This is a genomic window from uncultured Jatrophihabitans sp. (assembly GCF_964252635.1).
In the GTDB taxonomy this organism is placed as follows: Bacteria; Actinomycetota; Actinomycetes; order Mycobacteriales; family Jatrophihabitantaceae; genus Jatrophihabitans.
On the sequence record NZ_CAXUNP010000033.1, the window covers coordinates 18,493 to 37,794 of the forward strand.

The window sequence follows — 19,302 nt, forward strand, 5'->3', positions numbered from 1 at the left end:
CGCAGCCGTCAGTCGAGGCGGACGCGGCCCCGCGGCGTGTTGAACGTGGCGGCGATCAGCCCGGTGTCGCCGTCGTCGGGGGCCGACCACTCCACGTCGACGCCGTCCAGGGGCTCCCGGGAGGACTCGCCGAGGTAGGCGTCCACGGTCGGCTCGTCGCCGGCGATCTCGAGCGACTGCAGTTCGATGTCGGAGCCGCCGTGCGACGGGTGGTGTTCGGGGTCGGACTCCCAGGCCGTGAAGAACGGAAGCTGAGGGTCCTCGGACACGTCGTTGATGCCGATCTGGCGCCACAGCAGGTCGAAGCCGTCGGGGCGACGCCGGTGACCACGGGCCGCGGTCCGGCCGAGGCGCTGCTCGATGACCGAGATGTCGTCGACGGCGACGGCCCACGCCAGCCACCCGCCACCGCTCTCGCCGCGTGCCCGGACGGCGCGGCCGAACGGCGCGCGGTCCGCGGCCGGGTGGTCGAGGGCCTCGACGACCTCGAGGTAGCAGCCGTGCTCGAGCGGCAGCACGAAGTTGCGCGTGCCGAAGGACGGGTGGATGCCGCCGTCGCGGAAGCCCGCACCGAGCCGTGAGCCGAGGCGCTGCGCGCAGGCCGCGAGACCTTCCGGGCCGGCCGCGTACGAGAGGTGATCCAGGCGCATGCGAAACATGGTGACCCACGCGATCGCGGGCGCGGCAGGCGGGTCACCCACGCGCACCCGATGCTCCGTGCGAGCGGGTCAGCTCGTGTGGAGGTCGAGGCGGCCGTCGTCGTACAGGTGGTGCCCGGCTCCGCCGCAGTGGGCCCAGGCGTCCGCGACGTCCTCGACGGTGTCGACCCGCCCACCCTCGGCGACGCGGCGCACGAGGGCCGCGGCGAGGCGGCCTTTCGACAGCTTGCTCGTGAAGCTGACGACACCGTGCCCGCCGCGCGGCAGCGGCGACAGCACCCGGACCGCCACGAGCCGGACTCCGCTCGCCGGCCCGGGGCGCCACATCGCGGCGTAGTCGCCGGAGCGCAGGTCGACGACGAGGCCGCGGCGGAGCCGGTCGTCGAGCACGGGTCCGAGGACCGGGCGCCAGAACGTCGAGGCGACGCCGAGACCAGGCAGCACGGCCTTGCCGGGGACGCGGTACCGCGGCACCGGTTCGTCGCCCCGCACGACACCGAACAACCCCGAGAAGACCTGGACGGTGCGGGCGGCCGTCCGCTGCTCGGTCGCGGTCAACGTGGCGAAGGCCAGCCCGTCGTAGACGACGCCGGTGTAGCGGCGAAGGGCCGGGGTCGTCGGCGCGTCCAGCACGCGGGCGTTGTCGGCGAGTGCGTCGTCGACGACGCCGTCGGGCAGCAACAGCGCCCGGGCCGCGGCCTGCCTGTCCCCGTCCAGCAGGCGTGCGAGCGCGGCGGTGGTGCGTTGCCGTGCCTCGCCGAGCGGCCCGTCGTCGAGCCGGCCGCGCAGGGACCGGCCGCGCCCGCCCGCGGCCTTGGCCTCGCTCGGGGGCAGCAAGATGTGCACGTGCGGCGACGCTACTGCAGCGACGTCGGCAACTCAGGCCGGCCGACGTATCGCCTCGGCCAGCGGCCGCAGCAGCGGCCAGGCGGCAGCGAAACCGCGATGCAGAGCGAGCGAGCCGACCTCGGGGATCGGCCACCACTGCAACGCGGTGGACTCGTCGTTGGCGGGCTCCACCGCGCCGGTGTCGACCGTGCTCGCCACGATGGTGGTGTAGGCCCACCCGCCGTGGTCGTCGCGCCACTCCTCGACCGGTTCCAGGCCGGACGCGTCCAGGTCGGTCTCCTCCTGGGTCTCACGCAGCGCCGCGTCGAGTGCCGTCTCGTGGCTGTCCCGCGCGCCGCCGGGCAGGGCCCAGGTCCCTCCCTCGTGCGTCCACACGGCGCGGTGCTGCAACAGCACGCTGACCCCGTTGGTGACCAGCAGACCGGCCGCGCCGAAGCGGCCCCAGTGACGATGACCCAACGCGCAGACCACCCAGCCGTTGCCGTCGCCCACCGTGTCGTCCTACCCACCTCAGGGACCGTGCCGACCTGCGCCGGCCCCATCGTCAGCGACGACGGTCGGGCCCGGGGTGTCGAGACGTCGGCCCGCCAGGTCGCCTCTCGGCGGAAGGCCGCTCGTGGCGGCTGTTGTGGGACCGGGGGCCATGGATCGGGCCGACGCCGTCGTCAACGGTACCCGCTGCGACCTGCGTCGTGCGCGCCCCGGCGCCCCGTATCGTGAGGTGCATGCGCAGGCGCGGGACCACGACGTGACGGCCGGGGACCAGCCCCGTCCGCACCGGCCCGCGCTGTTCGCCGACCTGACCGAGATGATCGATGCGGCAGGGGCCGCGTCGTCACCGGGTGCCCGGGCCGAGGTCGCGTCCAGCACCGCGGCTGCGGTGATCCGCGCCGGACGCTCGCCGGGCGACGGCGAGGTGTTCATCGAGCTGGCCGACCGGGTCGGCCTCGACACCCTGGCCGCGCTCTGGCGCGACGCCGATCCGGTGAGCCTGCCCGGGGCGCTCTGGGCGCTGTACCTGCTACGGCAGTGGTGCCGTTCCGACGGCGACGAGGTCACCCGGTTGTGGCGGGCGGGGGAGCCGCTGGCGCCGGCCGAGGCCGCGGTGGCCGGTGTGGCCGACTTCGCCGACGCGCCTGCCGTGCAGCACTTCGCCGACGCCATGCTGGCCGGCGTGTACCGCGGCGACCTCGACGTCGCGCTCGAACGGGCCGCTGCGTTCTTCCGGGTTGTCGCAGCCGGCCGCCGTGCCCTGCCGTGCGGCCCGGACCACGATCTCGACGTCGGCGAGCTGGCCCAGCGCAACGAACGTGTCGCCGCAGCGCTGTCGGCGGCGGCAGCCCACTGGCGCGCCGGCGACCTGCAGTAGCGACCTGCAGGAGGCGGACCTAGCCCCGCCCCATCCCGGGTGCTCGCGACGTCGAGTGCCCCTGCTACGCGTGCACCGACACCACGCCGACCGGCCGACACCACGCCGACCGCCGACACCACACTGGGCGCCGATACCACGAGATGCCGACAGTTCGCCCTCGGCACCACACAGGCGCCTGCTCCGTCCACATCCCGCCGATGACGCGCGGCACGGGCCGGCGGGAACGAGCACGCTCGGCCCATGACCACATCGTTTCCCGTCCGGGCCCGCCGCGTCTCGGGCACTGCCGAGCTGCTGGACGCAATCCCGTACCTGCTCGGCTTCCGTCCCACCGAGAGCCTGGTGCTCCTGGGCCTGCGTGACGGCTGCCTGGTCGTCACGGCCCGCCTCGACCTCGCCGACACCGGGCAGCCCGACCTGGTCGACGACACCGTCGCCGCGATGGTGCGTGGCGGTTCCGATGCGTTCATCGTCGTCGTGGCCGACGACCGTTGCGAGATGCCCGTGGCCGCCCACGACGACCTGCCCTGGGCCGCTGCCGTCGTGGCCGTGGACGAGTGCCTCATCGGGCTGGGTGCGGTCCTCCACGACGCCCTGCTGCTGTGCCGGTCGCGGTGGTGGTCCTACCTGTGCGGCGCCGCGCAGTGCTGCCCGCCCGAGGGCAACGTGCAACCGGCGAGCCCGTCGGCCTTCGCGGCCGCGGCGGCCTTCGAGGGCGTCGTGGCCCTGCCCGACCGCGCGACACTGGCTGCCACCCTCGAACCGCTGCCGGACACACGGCGTGCCGCGCTCGCCCCGTTCCTCACCGCTGCCGAGAACACGGCGGTGGCGGCGCTGCTCGCCGGCGGCGTCGCCGGGCACGAGCGCGAGCTCGTCCGCGAGCTCATCCGGCTGGCCGATGCCAGCGACGCGGCGCAGTGGTCGACCCCGGACGACGCTGCCGCCGCCCGGCTGGGTGTGGCCCTCACCGGCGTCGCGGTCCGCGACGAGGTGTGGGTGGCGGTCGACAGTCGTCGCCTCGACGGCAGGGCGCTGTGGGCCGAGCTGGCACGCCGCTGCCCCAGCCCCTACGACGCCGCCCCCACGTTCCTGCTGGCCTGGGCGAATTGGCGGGCGGGCAACGGAGTCCTGGCCCGGCTGGCCGCCGAGCGGGTCCTGGCCAGCGACCCGTCCTACAGCGCCGCCGACCTGCTCCTGGCCGCCCTGGCCAACGCTGTCGACCCGCGCACCTTCCCTGTGCTGGGCTCCGATCCGCCCGACGAGCTCAGAGCCCGACGGCGCCGGGGACGACGGGGCGCGGCAGCTCGGACACCCCGCTGAGCGCGTGGTCGACGGCAGCCGCGCAGGCGCGCCCCTCGGCGATCGCCCACACCACCAGCGAAGCGCCGCGGCTGGCGTCGCCGCAGGCCCACACGCCGTCGGCGGTGGTCTGCCAGCGGTCGTCGATCGCCACCGTCCCGCGCCCCGGTGTCTGGTCGGCCCCCAGCGCGCCGAGCAGGTCCGGCACGTCGGTACCGACGAAGCCCGCCGCGAGCAGCACGAGCTCGGCGGGCAGCTCGGTCCGCGACCCGGGAACCGGGCGGAACTCCCGCCTGCCGTCGACGCGGACGATCTCGACCTCCTCCACGACGACCGCCCGCACCGCGCCGTTCTCGTCGCCCTCGAACGAGACCACCTCGCGGGCCCAGGCCTCGTGGACACCCTCGTCGTGGGCCGGCGAGACGCCGCGGCTGCTCATCGCCGCCGGCCAGCGCGGGTTCACCAGGTTCTCCCGCGGGGTGGGGCGCGGGTTGTGGTCCAGCACGGTCACCGAGGTCGCGCCCTGGCGGTTCGCGGTGCCGAGGCAGTCGGCAGCGGTGTCGCCGCCGCCGACGATGATGACGTGCTTGTCGGCGGCGTCGATGTCGGGGACGGAGAGGTCGCCGGCCTGCACCCTGTTGCCGAGCGGCAGGTAGGACATCGCCTGGTGCACGCCCCGCAGCTCACGTCCGGGGGTGCTGAGCTCGCGCGGCGCCAGCGCACCGACGGCGAGCACCACCGCATCGAACTCCGAGCGCAGCCGCGTGACGTCGTCCGCGGTGACGTCGCTGTCGACCCGGAACGTGGTGCCCTCGGCCCGCATCTGGTCGATGCGCCGGTCGATGATGTCCTTGGGCATCTTGAAGTCGGGGATGCCGTAGCGCAGCAGGCCGCCCAGGCGGTCGTCGCGTTCGAAGACGGTCACTGCGTGGCCGGCGCGCGTGAGCTGCTGCGCGGCGGCCAGCCCGGCCGGCCCCGACCCGACGACGGCGACGGAACGGCCGGTGTGCTCGGAGGCGGGCTGCGGGTCGACGAAGCCGTCGGCGAACGCCCGCTCGACGATGGACACCTCGACCTGCTTGATCGTCACCGGGTCGGTGTTCAACGCCAGCACGCAGGCGGCCTCGCACGGGGCCGGGCAGATCCACCCGGTGAACTCCGGGAAGTTGTTGGTCGCGTGCAGCCGGTCGCTCGCGGTCGCCCAGTCGTCGCGGGCCACGTACTCGTTCCACTCGGGGATGAGGTTGCCGAGCGGGCAGCCGCTGTGGCAGAACGCCACGCCGCAGTCCATGCACCGGGCGGCCTGCTCGCTCACGACCTCGGGCCTGGCTCGCAGATAGATCGGCTGCCAGTCACGCACCCGCTCGTCGGCGGGGCGCTTCGGGGTGTCCCGGCGCTCGTGCTTGAGGAAACCCTGGGGGTCGTATGCCACCGACACTCTCTCTCGGCTCGTGGACGGCGTTCTTCGGTGCCCGTGGGCACGTGGACGCGGTATCGCGGGCGGGCGAGGCGGCATCGGCTCGCAGCGCGCCAGTCTATCGACGCCCAGGTCGGCAGTGCGTGGCGGTGGGTGGCAGTCGCAGCATCAGGCGGCGGTGCCGGCCCTGGCGGTGGTCAGGCCACCCGGACGAACACGTGGTCGCTGATGACGCGGTCGAACAGCGTCCGCTCGCTGCCGTCCACCCAGACCTCGACCCCGCTGTCGACCGGCGCCACCTGCACGACGTTGCCCGGCCGCATGCCGGCGTCCGAGAGGCGGTGCATGAGCGCGGCGTCGGGCTGCAGCTGCTCGCTGATCCGGTTGATCACGACCGTGCTGGTCGACGGGTGGCCGGCGGCCGTGCTGAGGCTGACCAGCGGGCCGACCTGCTCGGCGTTCGAGAAGGGCAGCCCGAGCTGATCCAGGCCGGGGATCGGGTTGCCGTGCGGGCACACCAGCGGCTTGCTGAGCAGGGCCAGGATGCGGCGCTCGACGGCGTCGCTCATGACGTGCTCCCACCGGCAGGCCTCGATGTGCACGTCCTCCCAGTCGAGGCCGATGACGTCGACCAGCAGCCGCTCGGCGAGCCGATGCTTGCGCATGACGCCGACCGCCTCGTGGCGGCCCTTCTCGGTCAGCTCGAGGTGCCGGTCGTCGGCGACGTGCAGCAGCCCGTCACGTTCCATCCGGGAAACGGTCTGGCTGACGGTGGGCCCACTCTGCCCCAGGCGTTCGGCGATGCGCGCCCGCAGCGGCACGACGCCTTCCTCCTCGAGCTCGTACACCGTGCGCAGGTACATCTCGGCGGTGTCGATCAGATCGCTGTGATGACTCATCTCCACCTCCCAGGTGAACACTGCCTGTCGATCCTAGCCGCGTGCAGTGACCAGCGGCTCCGGACGCACGACACGGCGCCCCCGGGAAGGGGGCGCCGTGCCGACGTCCGGGTCGTGCTGAGGTGCTGAAGTGCTCAGGTGTCGAGGTAGTCGCGCAGGACCTGCGAGCGCGACGGGTGGCGCAGCTTGGCCATCGTCTCGCGCTCGATCTGCCGGATCCGCTCGCGGGAGAGCTTGAACGCCCGCCCGATCTCGTCCAGTGTCTTGGGCTGGCCACCGTCGAGGCCGTAGCGCATCCGGACCACGGCCGCCTCGCGGGCGTCCAGGGTGTTCAGGACCTCCTGCAGGTGGCCCCGCATGAGACCCCCCTCGACGACCGTCTCGGCGGCGAAGGTGGAGCGCTCGTCGGCGATGAAGTCGCCCAGCGAGGCGTCATCGTCCGTGCCCACGGTCTGGTCCAGGCTGACCAGGTCCCGGGACAGGTCGATGAGCTCGCGGACCCGCTCCTCGGTGATGTCCAGTTCGTGGGCCAGCTCGGAGTGGTGCGCCTCGCGGCCCAGCTCCTGGTTCAGCTCACGGCGGATGCGCTGCAGCTTGTTGACCTGCTCGACGAGGTGGACGGGCAGCCGGATGGTGCGCGACTGGTCGGCCATCGCCCGGCTGATCGCCTGCCGGATCCACCAGGTGGCGTAGGTGGAGAACTTGAAGCCCTTCGCGTAGTCGAACTTCTCGACGGCGCGGATCAGCCCCAGATTGCCCTCCTGAATGAGGTCGAGGAACGGCATCCCGTGGCCGGTGTAGCGCTTGGCCAGCGACACGACCAGGCGCAGGTTGGCACGCAGCAGGTGGTCCTTGGCCCGCTCGCCGTCGCGGACGACGGCGCGCAGGTCACGCTTGCGGGCGGCCGTGAACTGGTTGGGCTGCGTCAGAAGGTGCGCCGCGTAGAGCCCGGCCTCGATCCGCTTGGCCAGATCGACCTCGTCGGCCGCAGTCAGCAGGGCGACCTTGCCGATCTCGTTGAGGTACACCCGGACGAGGTCGGCGGAGGCCGACACCTCGTCGAGGTCGAGCGTCCGGCGAACCGGTGCAGCCCCCGACTCGTCGTCGCCGTCGTCCTCGGCCATCGCGCGGTCGGTGACCGGCGTGGCGCTCCCGGTTGTGGGGGCGTCGGCCTTCTTCGGCGTCTTCTTCACGGCCGCCTTGGTCTTGGTGCGGGTACGGGTCGCGGGCGAGGTTGCGGCTGGCGCCGCCGGGTCCGCGATGGTGACGTCGACCGGCTCCTCGGCCGGCGCGGCCGCCCGGGCGCTGCGGTGCCCGCGCGCCGACAGCCGCTGCTCGGCCGCGGACGACCGCGGGCCGGAAGCCCGACGGGTCCCGGTGCGGGAAGCAGTGTTGGAAGAGGTTGCCACGATGTACCAGACCACCTAAATCGACTCGGAATGCTCGGTGGTGGACACGAGATCCGTGCGTCACCGGTTCGATGGAGACAACGTGCCGACCCCGGTCGGATGTTCCCGGGAATCCGAACAGAGGATCGATCCGCTCAGGCCTGACTCAGTGCCAGGTCCCGCCACTCGCCGTCAGTGATGTGCGCGCGTGCTCACAGCTCGATCAGGAGCGTCATTGGTCCCTCGTTGACAAGATGTACCCGCATGTCGGCGCCGAAAACGCCGGTCTCCACCCGGGTCCCGAGGTCGCGCAGGGTGTCGGCCACGATCTCGACCAACGGCTCCGCCCTCGAGCCGGGTGCGGCAACGGCCCAGGTCGGGCGACGGCCCTTGCGGGCGTCGCCGTAGAGGGTGAACTGGCTGACCACCAGCACGCCCGCGTCGGGCTCGTCGGCCACGCTGAGTTCGCCGGGCAGGATGCGCAGTCGGTGCACCTTCCTGGCGACGGCCCGCGCGACGTCCTCGGTGTCGTCGTGCGTGACACCGACCAGGACGAGCAGCCCGGTCCCGATCGCGCCGACGGTGCGCGCATCGACCTCCACCCGGGCCTCGCTCACCCGCTGCACGAGCGCCCTCACCGCTCGCCGTCCTGCTCCGGCAGGTCCACGGGGAGCAGGAAGCCGCGCCCGACCAGGTCGCGGACGACGGGCAGCGCAGCCGCGGTGACGTCCTCGACCGCCTCGCCGAGCGATGCGGCCAGCACGGCCAGGTCGAGCGCCAACGGGGCCGTGGCGTCGCTGCCTGCGACGAGCGCCGCGACGGCGTCGTCGACGTCGAGTTCCCACCGCAGGCCGTGGGACTGCCGGAGCACGTCCCGGGCGACGCGCCACCCGTCGGGGTCGGTGACGGCGTCGCGGGTGCGGACGAGGTCCGGCGCGGGACGGAACCGGGTGCCCAGCAGTCTCTCGTCCGCCGTGTCGTGCAGCAGACGTTGGCGGTCGAACCAGGCGCCGATCTCGGCTCCCACCGGCTGCTGGACCGGCTGCGGCACGTCCTCGGCCACCAGCACCTCGGGCGTGTCGGAACCGGCCGGTGCCTCGTGCCGGCGCATCGCAACCAGGCCCATGCCGACCGCGGCGACCCCGGCCTCGTCGAACCAGTCCAGCCAGGCGTCGTAGCGGGTGTCCCAGGCCGGCGAACCGGGCGTCTCACCGGCGTCGCGCAGCCACAGCGCGACGTACTCGCCGGGGTCCGCCATCTCGCGCTGCCAGATCCAGGCGTCGCAGCCGCGCCCCGCGACCCAGCCGGTGACCCGGTCCTGCCAGTCACCCTCGCGGGGGATGATCCAGTTCGCCAGCAGGACGGCGGTGCCGCCGGGGTTGAGGACGGCCGGCAGGCCGCGCACCAGCGCCTCGCTGACCCCGTCACCGGCGAGTCCGCTGTCCCGGTAGTCGTAGCCCGGGCCGCCTGCGGACACCACGAACGGCGGGTTGGCGACGACGAGGTCGTACCGCTCCTCCTCGACGGGGTCGAGCAGCGACCCGTGCCGCAGGTCCCACGTCTGGCCGCTGAGCGCCGCGGTCGTGGCGGCGAGACTGAGGGCCCGCCGGCTGATGTCGGTGGCCGTCACGCTGCTGCTGTGCCCGCCCAGGTGCAGCGCCTGGACACCGCAGCCGGTGCCGACGTCGAGGGCGCGGCCGACCCCGACCCGGGGCGTCGACTGGGCCAGGGTCGTCGAGGCCGCACCGATGCCCAGGACGTGGTCGCCGGCCAACGGACCCGGGCGCACGTCGGACCCCAGGTCCGACACCACCCACCAGGGTGCGTCCGGCACCGGCGTCTCCCACGGCGACGTACCCGCCTCGGCGTACGGGCGGATCTCCAGCGCGGCGCGCACCGACCCGGCCGACGTCTCGACCACGCCCGCCTGCACCGCGACGTCGAGGGGCAACGGGTCGAAGGCCTCGCGGGCCGCGGCCTCCGTCACCTCGCGGCCGAGCAGGAACAGCTCGACGAACGTGCGCAGCCGCCGGTCGGTGTCGCCCCGGCGCAGGGCCCGGGCGACCCCGGCGAGATCACCGCGTGAGTGGGCGGCCTGCCCGGCCAGTCCCAGGGCATCGTGCACGGCGTCCGCGGTGTAGCCGGCGAGGGCACGACGCAGGTCCGCGAGGTGGGCGGGGTCGAGCAGCGGTTCGACGGCACGGGGTTCAGCGGCACGGGGTTCAGCGGCACGGGGTTGAGCGGCACGGGGCACCTGTCCATCGTCACCTACCACGGCGTCGCGGGCGTCTTCCGGTGGTGACCCAGCAGTCCTTCGCTGCACGAGCTTTCCGTCCTGTTCGGTGCGACTATGGGCTCATGCGCCGCTCCCACGCCCCCGAGGCGTTGCTCATCACGAGCGCCCAGGAGAGCAACGATTACGAGTACGACCGCCGCCGCCGCAAGTACGCGATCATGATGTCGATCCGTGGCCTCTGCGTCATCGCTGCCGCCTGCACCTACCAGTTGTCGATCTACCTCGCCCTGGCCTTCGTGGTCGGTGGTGCGGTGCTGCCGTGGTGCGCGGTGCTGGTGGCCAACAACGCGCCGGTCAAGCGGCACGTCGTGGACCCGAGCTACCGGCCGGGTGCGGGCACCGAGCGTGCTCTCACGGCCGGCGACGACGGGCGCACCGTCGACGGCTGACCTGCCGGCTCACTGAGGCACAATCGAGGCCATGAGCGACGCTCGCGGAGCGAACAATAGGCATGGGTCTCCGCTTGGCCGAACGGAGTGAAGGCATGACCGACACGCAGGTTCTCGAGTCCCCGTCCACGTCGGACACCGATACCGGGCCCGAGGTCTTCCACTACGTCCGCAAGAACAAGATCGCCGAGAGCGCGGTCATGGGGACGATGGTGCAGGCGCTGTGCGGTGAGGTGTTCCCGGTGACGAAGACACCGAAGCCCGGCTCCCCGGTGTGCCCGCAGTGCAAGGAGATCTTCGAGAGCATGCGCTGACGCCGCGTCAGGGCTGCGTCAGGGCGTGTCGCTGCGGCGCAGGCGCCCGTGCTCGCGCAGCCCGGTGAGCCGGCGCACGGCTGCGGTGCGCACGCTGTCCGGCGTGACGCCGTGCGCGGCCGGACCGCGGGCGTCGCCGTTCACAGGTCCGGTGGCCTTCCCGTTGCGGGCAGGGGTCCCGTTCGCGCCGGTGGCTGCCCCGTCCGCGCTCGCGGCGTCGACCTGGGGCAGCTCGCCGGAGAACAGCTGCCAGTTGCGCGGGTCCAGCACGCGTGGCGGCCTGGACTTGGCCGGCTTGAGCTGCTGGATGGCCGCGTTCAGCTCCGCCCCGAGCAGCACGCCCAGGGCAAGGATGAAGAAGAACAGCAACGCGGCGATGGGTGCGGCCAGCGCTCCGTAGGAGTGGTTCTTGTCGACGATGTACTCGATGTAGGTACGCAGCCCGGCCGACCCGAGCAGGAACACCACGCCTGCGAGCGCGGCCCCCGGCAACCCGCGCCGCCACGGCAACCGCTTCGGCGGCGCCACCTTGTAGAACGTGGTCAGGCCGAGCAGCAGCACCACGACGAGGACCGGGTAGTAGCCGTTGCTGATGAGGGTGCTCACGGTGTGCTGCGCCCGGTGCGGGAACGCCTTGCGCAGCAGGTCCGGGCCGAGCACCAGCATGGGCAGCAGGAACACGCCCAGGATGACGGTGCCGAGGAACACCCACAGCGCGAGCAGGCGGCTGCGGATCGGGCCGCGCAGGTCGCGCTGGTCGTAGGCGATGGTGATCGTGTTGACGAAGGTTGCGGTCGCCGACGACCCCGCCCACAGCGCGAGCGCGAACCCGATGGACAGCGCCGAGGCCCGGTCACCCCGCAGCACCTGGTGCAACGTCGGGGCGATGACCTGGTTGACGACCTGCTCACTGAAGGCCCGGCTCGAGACGTTCTCGATCTGCTTCTGGGTGCGGTCGACGGTGCCAGGGCCGAACCAGCGGGAGACGTAGCCGAGCGCGGCCAGCAGCGCCAGGAACAGCGACGGCAGGCTCAGCATCTGCCAGAACGCGGCCTCCGCCGACAGACCCAGCACGCGGTCGTTCCACGCCTTCGCCACGGTGCGTTTGAGCAGCACGGGCACGTAGCGGCCGAGGCGGAGCAGGCGCCGGACCGGGTTCACGAGTCAACAGTGTGCCCGCACCGTGCCGCCCGTGACGACCGGCAGCCCCGGCCGCGTGTCGAGGACGACGTCAGGTGCGGCGCGTTCGGCGTGCCCCGTCCGGCGCTCGTGATCGTCACGACTAGGTTGGACGCTCGGTGCCGGTGACCGGGCCACCCCTGGACGGGTGAAGCGTCGCCCGGCGTTCGCAGGTGTCGAGATCCCGGTGGAGGTGGGTGTACTGGCCGCGCCGCTGTCCGCCTCACCCACCCCGCACGGCCCCCGGTTGCGGGCCTGGCAGAGCGTGGCCCTCGCGCGGTATCACGAGGTCGCGCGACGTCGTGACTACCTGGTCACGGCCACCCCCGGTGCCGGCAAGACGACCTTCGCGCTCGCGCTCGCGCGCTCGCTGGTCGACGCCAAGATCATCGACCGGGTCATCGTCGTGGCGCCGACCGACCACCTGCGCACGCAGTGGGCCGAGGCGGCGGACGCCGCCGGGCTGCCCCTCGACGGCGCCCTGACCAACGCCACCGGGGCCGTCCGCCCCGACCTGCGTGGCTACGTCACCACCTACGCGCAGGTCGCGGCCAAACCGGCGCTGCACGCGGCCCGGACCGGCGCCAAGCGGACGCTGGTGATCCTCGACGAGGTGCACCACGCCGGTGATGGCCTGTCGTGGGGCGACGCGGTCGCCACCGCCTTCGACCTCGCCGCCCGCCGGCTGTGCCTCACCGGCACGCCCTTCCGCACCCGTCCCGACGAGCGCATCCCGTTCGTGCGCTACGCCGAGGACGGCGAGGGTGGCCTGCGCAGCGAGGCCGACTACACCTACGGCTACCGCGAGGCGCTGCGCGACGGCGTGGTGCGCCCGGTCGTGTTCGCGGCGTACACGGGCACCACCCGCTGGCGCAACAGCGCCGGCGAGGTCATCGCCGCGTCGCTGTCCGAGCCCAGCACCCGCAAGCTCGAGGCCACCGCGTGGCGCACGGCCCTGAACCCGGCCGGCAAATGGGTGCCGCACGTCATCGCGGCCATGGACGAGCGCATCAGCCACCTGCGCGAGTCGGGGATGCCCGACGCCGCCGGCCTCGTCCTGGCCAGCGACCAGGACGACGCGCGCGCCTACGCCGACATCGTCACGCAGGTGACGGGGGAGGCCCCGGTCGTGATCCTGTCCGACGACCCGAAGGCCAGCGAGAAGATCACCGCGTTCACCCACGGGACGCAGCGGATGGCCGTCTGCGTACGGATGGTGTCCGAGGGCGTCGACGTGCCCCGCGCAGCGTGTCTGGCGTGGATGACCTCCTACCGCACGCCGCTGTTCTTCGCCCAAGGCGTGGGGCGCGTCGTCCGGGCCCGCGGCAACCACGAATCGGCGACGGTCTTCCTGCCTGCGGTACGGCCCCTGCTCGCCCTGGCCGCTGAGCTCGAGGACGAGCGCAACCACGTCATCCCGCCGCCGGCACAGCAGTCCGACGAGCTGCTCGACGTCGAGCGGGTCGAACCCGAGCCCGGCGAGACCGACCGCGCCGAGCTCGTCGACGCCGACGCGTCCTTCGCCCACATCCTGCACGGCGGCCGCGCGGTGGTCGCCGCCCCCGAGGACCTCACCCCGGAGGACGAGGACTACCTCGGGCTGCCCGGGATCCTGTCGCCCGAGCAGATGGCCTCGCTGCTGGCCCGCCGCGACAGCCACGCGCGCAGCCGGGTGGCCGGGCTCACGCCCAGCGCGCCGGAGGATTCGCCACCGCCGACGTCGTCCTGGCGGGCCGGGGCCGAGCTGCGCCGCGAGGTCAACCGGTTGGTGGGCATCTACGCCGCGCGGACCGGCGCGCCGCACGGCCAGATCCACGCCCAGCTGCGGCGTGACGTCCCGGGTCCGGCGTCCGCGGCCGCGTCCGCCGAGGTTCTCGAGCTGCGGCGTGACCGGTTGATGCAGCTATTGGGGGGTTGATCCCGCGTGAGTCACGTCATCTGCCCGCGCTGCGGATACCGGGAATCCTGGCAGGGGTATCAGTCGTTGTGGACTGTGTGACCAACCGACGCAGTTAGTCGAGGTCAGCTTTTTCAGCCAGACGTATTGCAGCAAGGTTTCGGCTTCAGGGTGTCGCCACCGCGGCGGCCTCCGGAGTGGTTACCTGGAGAAGTAGCACGAGGGACGACTACCCCTAGGTCGTCCGAGACAGCAGAGAGAGGTGTTGAACGTGACCACGACTATCGCCGCGAGTCCGCTCACCGCCACCGACCGGTGTGACCGGTGCGGAGCGCAGGCATACATCCGGGCCACCATGGCCTCCGGCTTCGATCTGCTTCTGTGTGCGCACCACTTCCACGAGAACGAGTCGCGGTTGCGTGAGTTGGCCACGGACATTCAGGACGAGTCGAACCGCCTCGTCGAGGTCCCGGCCACGGCAGGTGCCGAAGAGCGCTGAGCAGAGTTCGACAAGACGAAAGGCCCCGCCCGGGATCATCCGGGCGGGGCCTTCGTCTGTTCCGTCTGGCCGAGTTGTCCGCGCTCCGTCGGGGTGGCGCCCGACGAGCCGCGGACAACTCCAGGGCTCAGTCCAGGTGTTCAGCCGCTTTGCGGCCTCAATCTCGACGTCGTCGCCCGGGAGAACGAGCAAGCTCGTCTCCGCTCGCTCCTAGTCGAGGTAGTCGCGCAGGACCTGCGAGCGGGACGGGTGACGCAGCTTGGACATCGTCTTGGACTCGATCTGGCGGATCCGCTCACGCGTCACGCCGTAGACCTGGCCGATCTCGTCGAGGGTGCGCGGCTGGCCGTCAGTGAGCCCGAAGCGCAGCTTGACCACGCCGGCCTCCCGCTCGGACAGCGTCTGCAGCACCGACTGCAACTGGTCCTGCAGCAACGTGAACGACACCGCGTCCACGGCCACGACGGCCTCAGAGTCCTCGATGAAGTCGCCGAGCTGGCTGTCGCCCTCGTCGCCGATGGTCTGGTCGAGGCTGATGGGCTCACGCGCGTACTGCTGGATCTCCAGCACCTTGTCCGGCGTGATGTCCATTTCCTTGGCGAGCTCCTCGGGCGTCGGCTCACGGCCGAGATCCTGCAGCAGCTCACGCTGGATGCGGCCCAGCTTGTTGATGACCTCGACCATGTGCACCGGGATACGGATGGTGCGGGCCTGGTCGGCCATGGCGCGGGTGATGGCCTGCCGGATCCACCAGGTGGCATACGTCGAGAACTTGTAGCCCTTGGTGTAGTCGAACTTCTCGACCGCCCGGATCAGGCCCAGGTTGCCCTCCTGGATGAGGTCCAGGAAGGCCATGCCGCGACCGGTGTAGCGCTTGGCCAGCGAGACGACCAGGCGCAGGTTGGCCTCCAGCAGGTGGTTCTTCGCCCGCTCGCCGTCGCGGACGATCCAGCGCAGGTCGCGCCGCATCTGGGTGGCCAGCTTCTCGTTGGCCTCCTCGGCCTGACGCAGCCGCTCGGCGCCGTACAGACCGGCCTCGATGCGCTTGGCGAGGTCGACCTCCTCCTCCGCGTTGAGCAGGGCCACCTTGCCGATCTGCTTGAGGTAGGCACGGACGGAGTCGGCCGAGGCGGTCATCTCGGCGTCCTTGCGCGCCTGGCGCAGGGCTTCGGACTCCTCTTCCTCCTCGTCCCAGACGATCTCCTCGGACTCGGCGGCACCCTCGGCGGCGGCGCCCTCGACGGCCTCGCCGTCGGCAGCCTCGGCGCCGTCGGCGGCCGGAGCGGCCGTCGCGGTGTCGGCCGCAGCCTTGGCCGCTGCCTTCTTCGCGGGCGCCTTCTTGGCGGCGGCCTTGCGGACGGGGGCCGTGGCGGTGCGCTTGGTGGCGCTGGCCGCGGCGAGCACACGCCGACCGCCGGTGGTGGCGGGGGACTCGCCGGTGACCGGCTCGTCCTCGGTTGTCGTCTGCTTGCTGGAAACCACTGAAGACCTTTCACCACGAAGGTGCGCAACGGACCCTGAGGTGACCCGTGGGCGTGCGCTGAACGAGCCGCATGACGCGGAGTGAAGGGTTCGCAGGCCGTCTGTTGGTCGGCTCAGATTCGAGTCCAGTACGTGCGCAGTGCCCTTGCGGCTCATTGTACTGCGGCAGGCACGTCGCGCCAGCCATGTGGTGCGACATCGGCGTCCGCGTCGCGTTCCTCGGACGCGGCTCCGCTACTCGCCGAGGTGCTCGATGGCGGCGATCGCGGCACCCACGATGCCGGCGTCGTTGAGCAGCTGGGCGGGCTTAACCGGCGTCTTGAGCTCGAGCAGCGGCACCCACTTCTCCGCGTTCTTGCTGACCCCGCCGCCGACCACGAACAGGTCAGGCGTGAACAGCCGCTCGACGTGCTGCATGTAGGCGTCCACGCGCTTGGACCACTTCTTGTAGGACATCCCGTGCTCGTCACGCACGGACGCAGCCGCGCGTGACTCGGCGTCGTGGCCGTCGAGCTCCAGGTGGCCCAGTTCGGTGTTGGGCACCAGGACGCCGTCGATGAGCAGTGCGCTGCCGATGCCCGTCCCGAAGGTCAGCAGGATGACGACTCCGGCCACGCCCTTGGCCGCGCCGTAGCGGGCCTCGGCGATGCCGGCCGCGTCGGCGTCGTTGAGGACCAGCACCTCGCTGTTGTCACCGACCGCCTGGGTGAAGGTCTTGTCGGCGTCGGTGCCCACCCAGGACGGGTCGACGTTGGCGGCCGACTGGGCCACCCCGTGCTTGATGACGGCCGGGAACGTCGCGCCGATCGGACCCTGCCAGCCGGCGTCCGAGACGAGCTGCGCGACGACGCCCGCGACGGCCTCGGGCGTCGCCGGGTGCGGGGTCAGGATGCGTTTGCGCTCGGTGACCAGCTGACCGGTGCCGGTGTCGACCACGGCGCCCTTCATGCCGGTGCCGCCGATGTCGACGCCGAACGCCTGACCGTCCGGCCCGCCCGTGACCACCATCGACTGCTCCTCGCTCGCGCTCCGTGACCGCATGACCCTAGTACCTGGACCGGCCAGCGAGGTACGGACCGTGTACGCCGTGCGGCGCGATCCGTGATCGGATGCGGGGGTGACCGCCTCACCTCCCGTCGCCCCGCCGGCCGTGCACCCGGAGTCCGAGGACGCTGCCGACCTCGAGACGCTGGCGCTGTGGCTGGCGCGCGGCGCGGCCGACGTCGTCCGTGCCGGGCGCGCCGACCCCTTCGCCGTCGACTCCAAGAGCACCGCCACCGATCTGGTCACCGAGGTCGACCGGGCCAGCGAGAGCTGGCTGGTCGCGCGACTGGCGGAACTGCGGCCCGGCGACGGCGTGCTCGGCGAGGAGGGCGCCGGGCACGACGGCGGCAGCACCGGGGCCCGGGTGCGTTGGGTCGTCGACCCGATCGACGGGACGGTCAACTTCGTGCTGGGCCTGCCCGAGTACGCCGTCTCGGTCGCCGCCGAGGTCGCGGGCACGGTCGTCGCCGGCGCGGTGTGCAACCCGGTCAGCGGGGACACCTTCCACGCCCGCCGCGGGGGCGGGGCGGTGCTGCTGCGCGCGGGGCAGCCGCCCCGGACGTTGTCGGGGCCGCGCGCCGTGCCGCTGGAGCGGGCGATCGTCGGCACCGGGTTCGGCTACGACGCGGCGATGCGCGCGCGCCAGGTCGCGGTGGTCGCCGAGTTGCTGCCGCGCATCGCCGACATCCGCCGGATCGGGTCGGCGGCCCTCGACCTGTGCCGCGTCGCCGCGGGCACCCTGGACGCCTACTTCGAGGCGGGACTCAACCCGTGGGATCACGCCGCCGGTGCGCTGGTCGCCACCGAGGCGGGCTGCCGGGTCACCGGGCCCGGCGGCGGGGAGCCGACGATGCAGCTGGTCGCCGCGGCCGGCCCGGACCTGTCGGCGGAGCTGGTGCGGGTGCTCGGCGAGCTGGGCGCCGACCGGGTCTGCTGAGACGCCGGGTGCCTGCCGCATGGGGCGGCAGGGAGCGGCCCGGGCCTCAGCAGCGACTGGTGGTGCTGGTGCCGGCCGTCGGGGTGGGGGCGGCGGTCGTCAGCGTCACCTTGTCGGCGGCCAGCCGTGCCGTGACGGCCTTCTGCGACTGCACCGCGGAGTAGCGGGGCCCGAGGCTGACCGTCACCTGCTCGGACGGCGTGCTGACCTGCAGCAGCTGGGCGCCGGGGAAGTAGTACTGCAGCAGTTGCGCCCCAGGCTTGTTGGCGGCGCTGTAGCGGATCTGCGCCGTCCCGGTGACCTTGTTCTTGCTGTCGTCGTCGTTGGCGCGCAGCGTCGAACGGAAGCCGTCGGCCAGCAGCGCCGTACGGGCCTTGCCCGCGATGCCGTTGCGGGTGGTGGCGTTGAGCACCAGCACGTCGACGGTGCGCTGCGGCGGCAGCGTGCGCGGCGCCGCGGTGCCGGTCGGCGTGCTGCTCGTGGAGGCGGCCGAGGGCGTCGGGCAGTTCTTCGCATCGGCCGAGGAGCCCCCGTCGCGGTTCATGACCCGCCACCAGACCAGCGCGGTGAGCAGCAGCAGGGCCACCAGTGCTATCAACGCAGGAAGGGGGCGGCGCGTGACCGTGCTCGCCATGACGCGTCGACCTGCCTTCTGTCTGACCGGGATCGGGGCCCTGATCGTATCCGCGGGACACGCGGGAATGGGTTCGGCAGCCCGGGCGTTTCCCGCACACTGGTTCGCGGTACCGTTCCGCGGCCGGGATGGTGAGCGGTGTCTCAGCTGGCGTTGCAGGAGCCGGGCACAAAACAGCAGGCCGGTGCGTTCCAGCGCCGAACGGACACACCGCTCAGCAGACAAGAAACACTCTGAACCACAGTGACGGCAGCACGCCGCACGAGATCACGACCGTGGGAACGCCCACCGAGGAGTTGACGCCGCATGGCGACCGACTACGACGCGCCGCGTCGGGGAGACGTAGAGGAACTGAACGAGGACTCGATCGAGGAGCTGAAGGCGCGCCGCGCCGAGGCCCAGTCGGGTTCGATCGACGTGGACGAGACCGAGCTGGCCGAGTCGCTGGAACTGCCCGGCGCCGACCTGTCCAGCATGTCCGGCGAGGAACTGACCGTCCGGGTCCTGCCGAAGCAGAACGACGAGTTCACCTGCTCGTCCTGTTTCCTCGTCCATCACCGCAGCCGGCTGGCCCGCGAGAAGAACGGCCAGCTGATCTGCCGCGACTGCGCCTGAGCGCACGCCGCAGCACCACCGAACGATCAACCTGCACAACCGAACAACCGAACCTGCACCACCGCGGGGCCCCGCCCGGCGGGGCCGGGCCCCCCCCGGTGTGTGACCCCGGGGGGGGGGGGGGGGGGGGGGG

21 protein-coding genes are annotated in these 19,302 nt (G+C 72.5%); 9 read left to right on the plus strand and 12 right to left on the minus strand.

Annotation, left to right across the window (positions count from 1 at the left end):
• Positions 1-8 precede the first annotated feature (8 nt).
• The 3 genes from ACFFCA_RS14310 to ACFFCA_RS14320 all read right to left on the minus strand — a co-directional run bounded on the left by ACFFCA_RS14310 (position 9) and on the right by ACFFCA_RS14320 (position 2,000).
• Complete coding sequence (locus ACFFCA_RS14310; protein ID WP_375485909.1) at positions 9-650, minus strand: VOC family protein; 642 nt, start codon at positions 648-650, stop codon at positions 9-11.
• 78 nt (positions 651-728) lie between these two features.
• The gene (locus ACFFCA_RS14315; RefSeq protein ID WP_375485911.1) at positions 729-1,505 is read right to left on the minus strand and encodes a YaaA family protein; all 777 of its coding nucleotides are present in this window, start codon (positions 1,503-1,505) and stop codon (positions 729-731) included.
• Positions 1,506-1,538: 33 nt separating this feature from the next.
• Positions 1,539-2,000, minus strand: a complete 462-nt coding sequence (locus ACFFCA_RS14320; RefSeq protein ID WP_375485913.1) for an NUDIX domain-containing protein — start codon at positions 1,998-2,000, stop codon at positions 1,539-1,541.
• 151 nt (positions 2,001-2,151) lie between these two features.
• Here ACFFCA_RS14320 and ACFFCA_RS14325 point away from each other — a divergent pair, with 151 nt between their 5' ends.
• Positions 2,152-2,877 (plus strand): hypothetical protein, encoded by a 726-nt coding sequence (locus ACFFCA_RS14325; RefSeq protein ID WP_375485915.1) that lies wholly within the window; start codon positions 2,152-2,154, stop codon positions 2,875-2,877.
• Positions 2,878-3,120: 243 nt separating this feature from the next.
• A complete protein-coding gene (locus tag ACFFCA_RS14330; RefSeq protein ID WP_375485917.1) occupies positions 3,121-4,200 on the plus strand; it encodes a DUF4192 domain-containing protein in 1,080 nt (359 codons plus the stop codon).
• Here ACFFCA_RS14330 and ACFFCA_RS14335 read toward each other — a convergent pair.
• From ACFFCA_RS14335 to ACFFCA_RS14355, 5 genes are all read right to left on the minus strand, one after another.
• Positions 4,145-5,611: a glutamate synthase subunit beta gene (locus ACFFCA_RS14335; protein WP_375485919.1), complete on the minus strand. Its 1,467-nt coding sequence runs from the start codon at positions 5,609-5,611 to the stop codon at positions 4,145-4,147. The two genes, ACFFCA_RS14330 and ACFFCA_RS14335, sit on opposite strands and share 56 nt — an antisense overlap.
• A 182-nt stretch (positions 5,612-5,793) precedes the next feature.
• Positions 5,794-6,495 (minus strand): metal-dependent transcriptional regulator, encoded by a 702-nt coding sequence (locus tag ACFFCA_RS14340; protein ID WP_375485921.1) that lies wholly within the window; start codon positions 6,493-6,495, stop codon positions 5,794-5,796.
• Positions 6,496-6,629: 134 nt separating this feature from the next.
• Entirely contained in the window at positions 6,630-7,904 is a 1,275-nt protein-coding gene (gene sigB, locus ACFFCA_RS14345) for an RNA polymerase sigma factor SigB (RefSeq protein WP_375485923.1), read from the minus strand.
• Between the two features lie 191 nt (positions 7,905-8,095).
• On the minus strand, positions 8,096-8,521 hold the full coding sequence (gene dtd, locus ACFFCA_RS14350) for a D-aminoacyl-tRNA deacylase (protein WP_375485925.1): 426 nt from the start codon (positions 8,519-8,521) through the stop codon (positions 8,096-8,098).
• Positions 8,518-10,008, minus strand: a complete 1,491-nt coding sequence (locus tag ACFFCA_RS14355; protein WP_375485927.1) for a methyltransferase — start codon at positions 10,006-10,008, stop codon at positions 8,518-8,520. The genes dtd and ACFFCA_RS14355 overlap by 4 nt, the downstream gene beginning before the upstream one ends.
• Between ACFFCA_RS14355 and ACFFCA_RS14360 the strand changes: the two genes are divergently transcribed.
• From ACFFCA_RS14360 to ACFFCA_RS14370, 3 genes are all read left to right on the plus strand, one after another.
• Complete coding sequence (locus ACFFCA_RS14360) at positions 10,003-10,185, plus strand: hypothetical protein (RefSeq protein ID WP_375485929.1); 183 nt, start codon at positions 10,003-10,005, stop codon at positions 10,183-10,185. The two genes, ACFFCA_RS14355 and ACFFCA_RS14360, sit on opposite strands and share 6 nt — an antisense overlap.
• 56 nt (positions 10,186-10,241) lie before the next feature.
• Positions 10,242-10,568, plus strand: a complete 327-nt coding sequence (locus tag ACFFCA_RS14365) for a DUF3099 domain-containing protein (RefSeq protein WP_375485930.1) — start codon at positions 10,242-10,244, stop codon at positions 10,566-10,568.
• Between the two features lie 95 nt (positions 10,569-10,663).
• Complete coding sequence (locus ACFFCA_RS14370) at positions 10,664-10,882, plus strand: DUF3039 domain-containing protein (RefSeq protein WP_375485932.1); 219 nt, start codon at positions 10,664-10,666, stop codon at positions 10,880-10,882.
• Positions 10,883-10,900: 18 nt separating this feature from the next.
• Here the strand turns inward: ACFFCA_RS14370 and ACFFCA_RS14375 are convergent, their stop codons facing one another.
• The gene (locus tag ACFFCA_RS14375) at positions 10,901-12,043 is read right to left on the minus strand and encodes a YihY/virulence factor BrkB family protein (protein WP_375485934.1); all 1,143 of its coding nucleotides are present in this window, start codon (positions 12,041-12,043) and stop codon (positions 10,901-10,903) included.
• Positions 12,044-12,254: 211 nt separating this feature from the next.
• Between ACFFCA_RS14375 and ACFFCA_RS14380 the strand changes: the two genes are divergently transcribed.
• Both ACFFCA_RS14380 and ACFFCA_RS14385 read left to right on the plus strand, forming a co-directional pair.
• The gene (locus ACFFCA_RS14380) at positions 12,255-13,979 is read left to right on the plus strand and encodes a DEAD/DEAH box helicase (RefSeq protein ID WP_375485964.1); all 1,725 of its coding nucleotides are present in this window, start codon (positions 12,255-12,257) and stop codon (positions 13,977-13,979) included.
• 250 nt (positions 13,980-14,229) lie between these two features.
• Positions 14,230-14,457: a hypothetical protein gene (locus ACFFCA_RS14385; protein WP_375485966.1), complete on the plus strand. Its 228-nt coding sequence runs from the start codon at positions 14,230-14,232 to the stop codon at positions 14,455-14,457.
• Between the two features lie 210 nt (positions 14,458-14,667).
• On the opposite strand, the gene ACFFCA_RS14390 is transcribed toward ACFFCA_RS14385, so the two are convergent.
• Positions 14,668-15,939: an RNA polymerase sigma factor gene (locus ACFFCA_RS14390; protein WP_375485936.1), complete on the minus strand. Its 1,272-nt coding sequence runs from the start codon at positions 15,937-15,939 to the stop codon at positions 14,668-14,670.
• Between the two features lie 234 nt (positions 15,940-16,173).
• Complete coding sequence (ppgK, locus tag ACFFCA_RS14395; RefSeq protein ID WP_375485938.1) at positions 16,174-16,980, minus strand: polyphosphate--glucose phosphotransferase; 807 nt, start codon at positions 16,978-16,980, stop codon at positions 16,174-16,176.
• A gap of 76 nt (positions 16,981-17,056) precedes the next feature.
• Here ppgK and ACFFCA_RS14400 point away from each other — a divergent pair, with 76 nt between their 5' ends.
• Positions 17,057-17,920, plus strand: a complete 864-nt coding sequence (locus ACFFCA_RS14400) for an inositol monophosphatase family protein (protein WP_375485940.1) — start codon at positions 17,057-17,059, stop codon at positions 17,918-17,920.
• A gap of 46 nt (positions 17,921-17,966) precedes the next feature.
• On the opposite strand, the gene ACFFCA_RS14405 is transcribed toward ACFFCA_RS14400, so the two are convergent.
• The gene (locus ACFFCA_RS14405) at positions 17,967-18,554 is read right to left on the minus strand and encodes a LytR C-terminal domain-containing protein (protein ID WP_375485941.1); all 588 of its coding nucleotides are present in this window, start codon (positions 18,552-18,554) and stop codon (positions 17,967-17,969) included.
• A 306-nt stretch (positions 18,555-18,860) separates the two neighbouring features.
• Between ACFFCA_RS14405 and ACFFCA_RS14410 the strand changes: the two genes are divergently transcribed.
• Complete coding sequence (locus ACFFCA_RS14410) at positions 18,861-19,169, plus strand: DUF4193 domain-containing protein (RefSeq protein WP_375485943.1); 309 nt, start codon at positions 18,861-18,863, stop codon at positions 19,167-19,169.
• Positions 19,170-19,302: the final 133 nt, after the last annotated feature.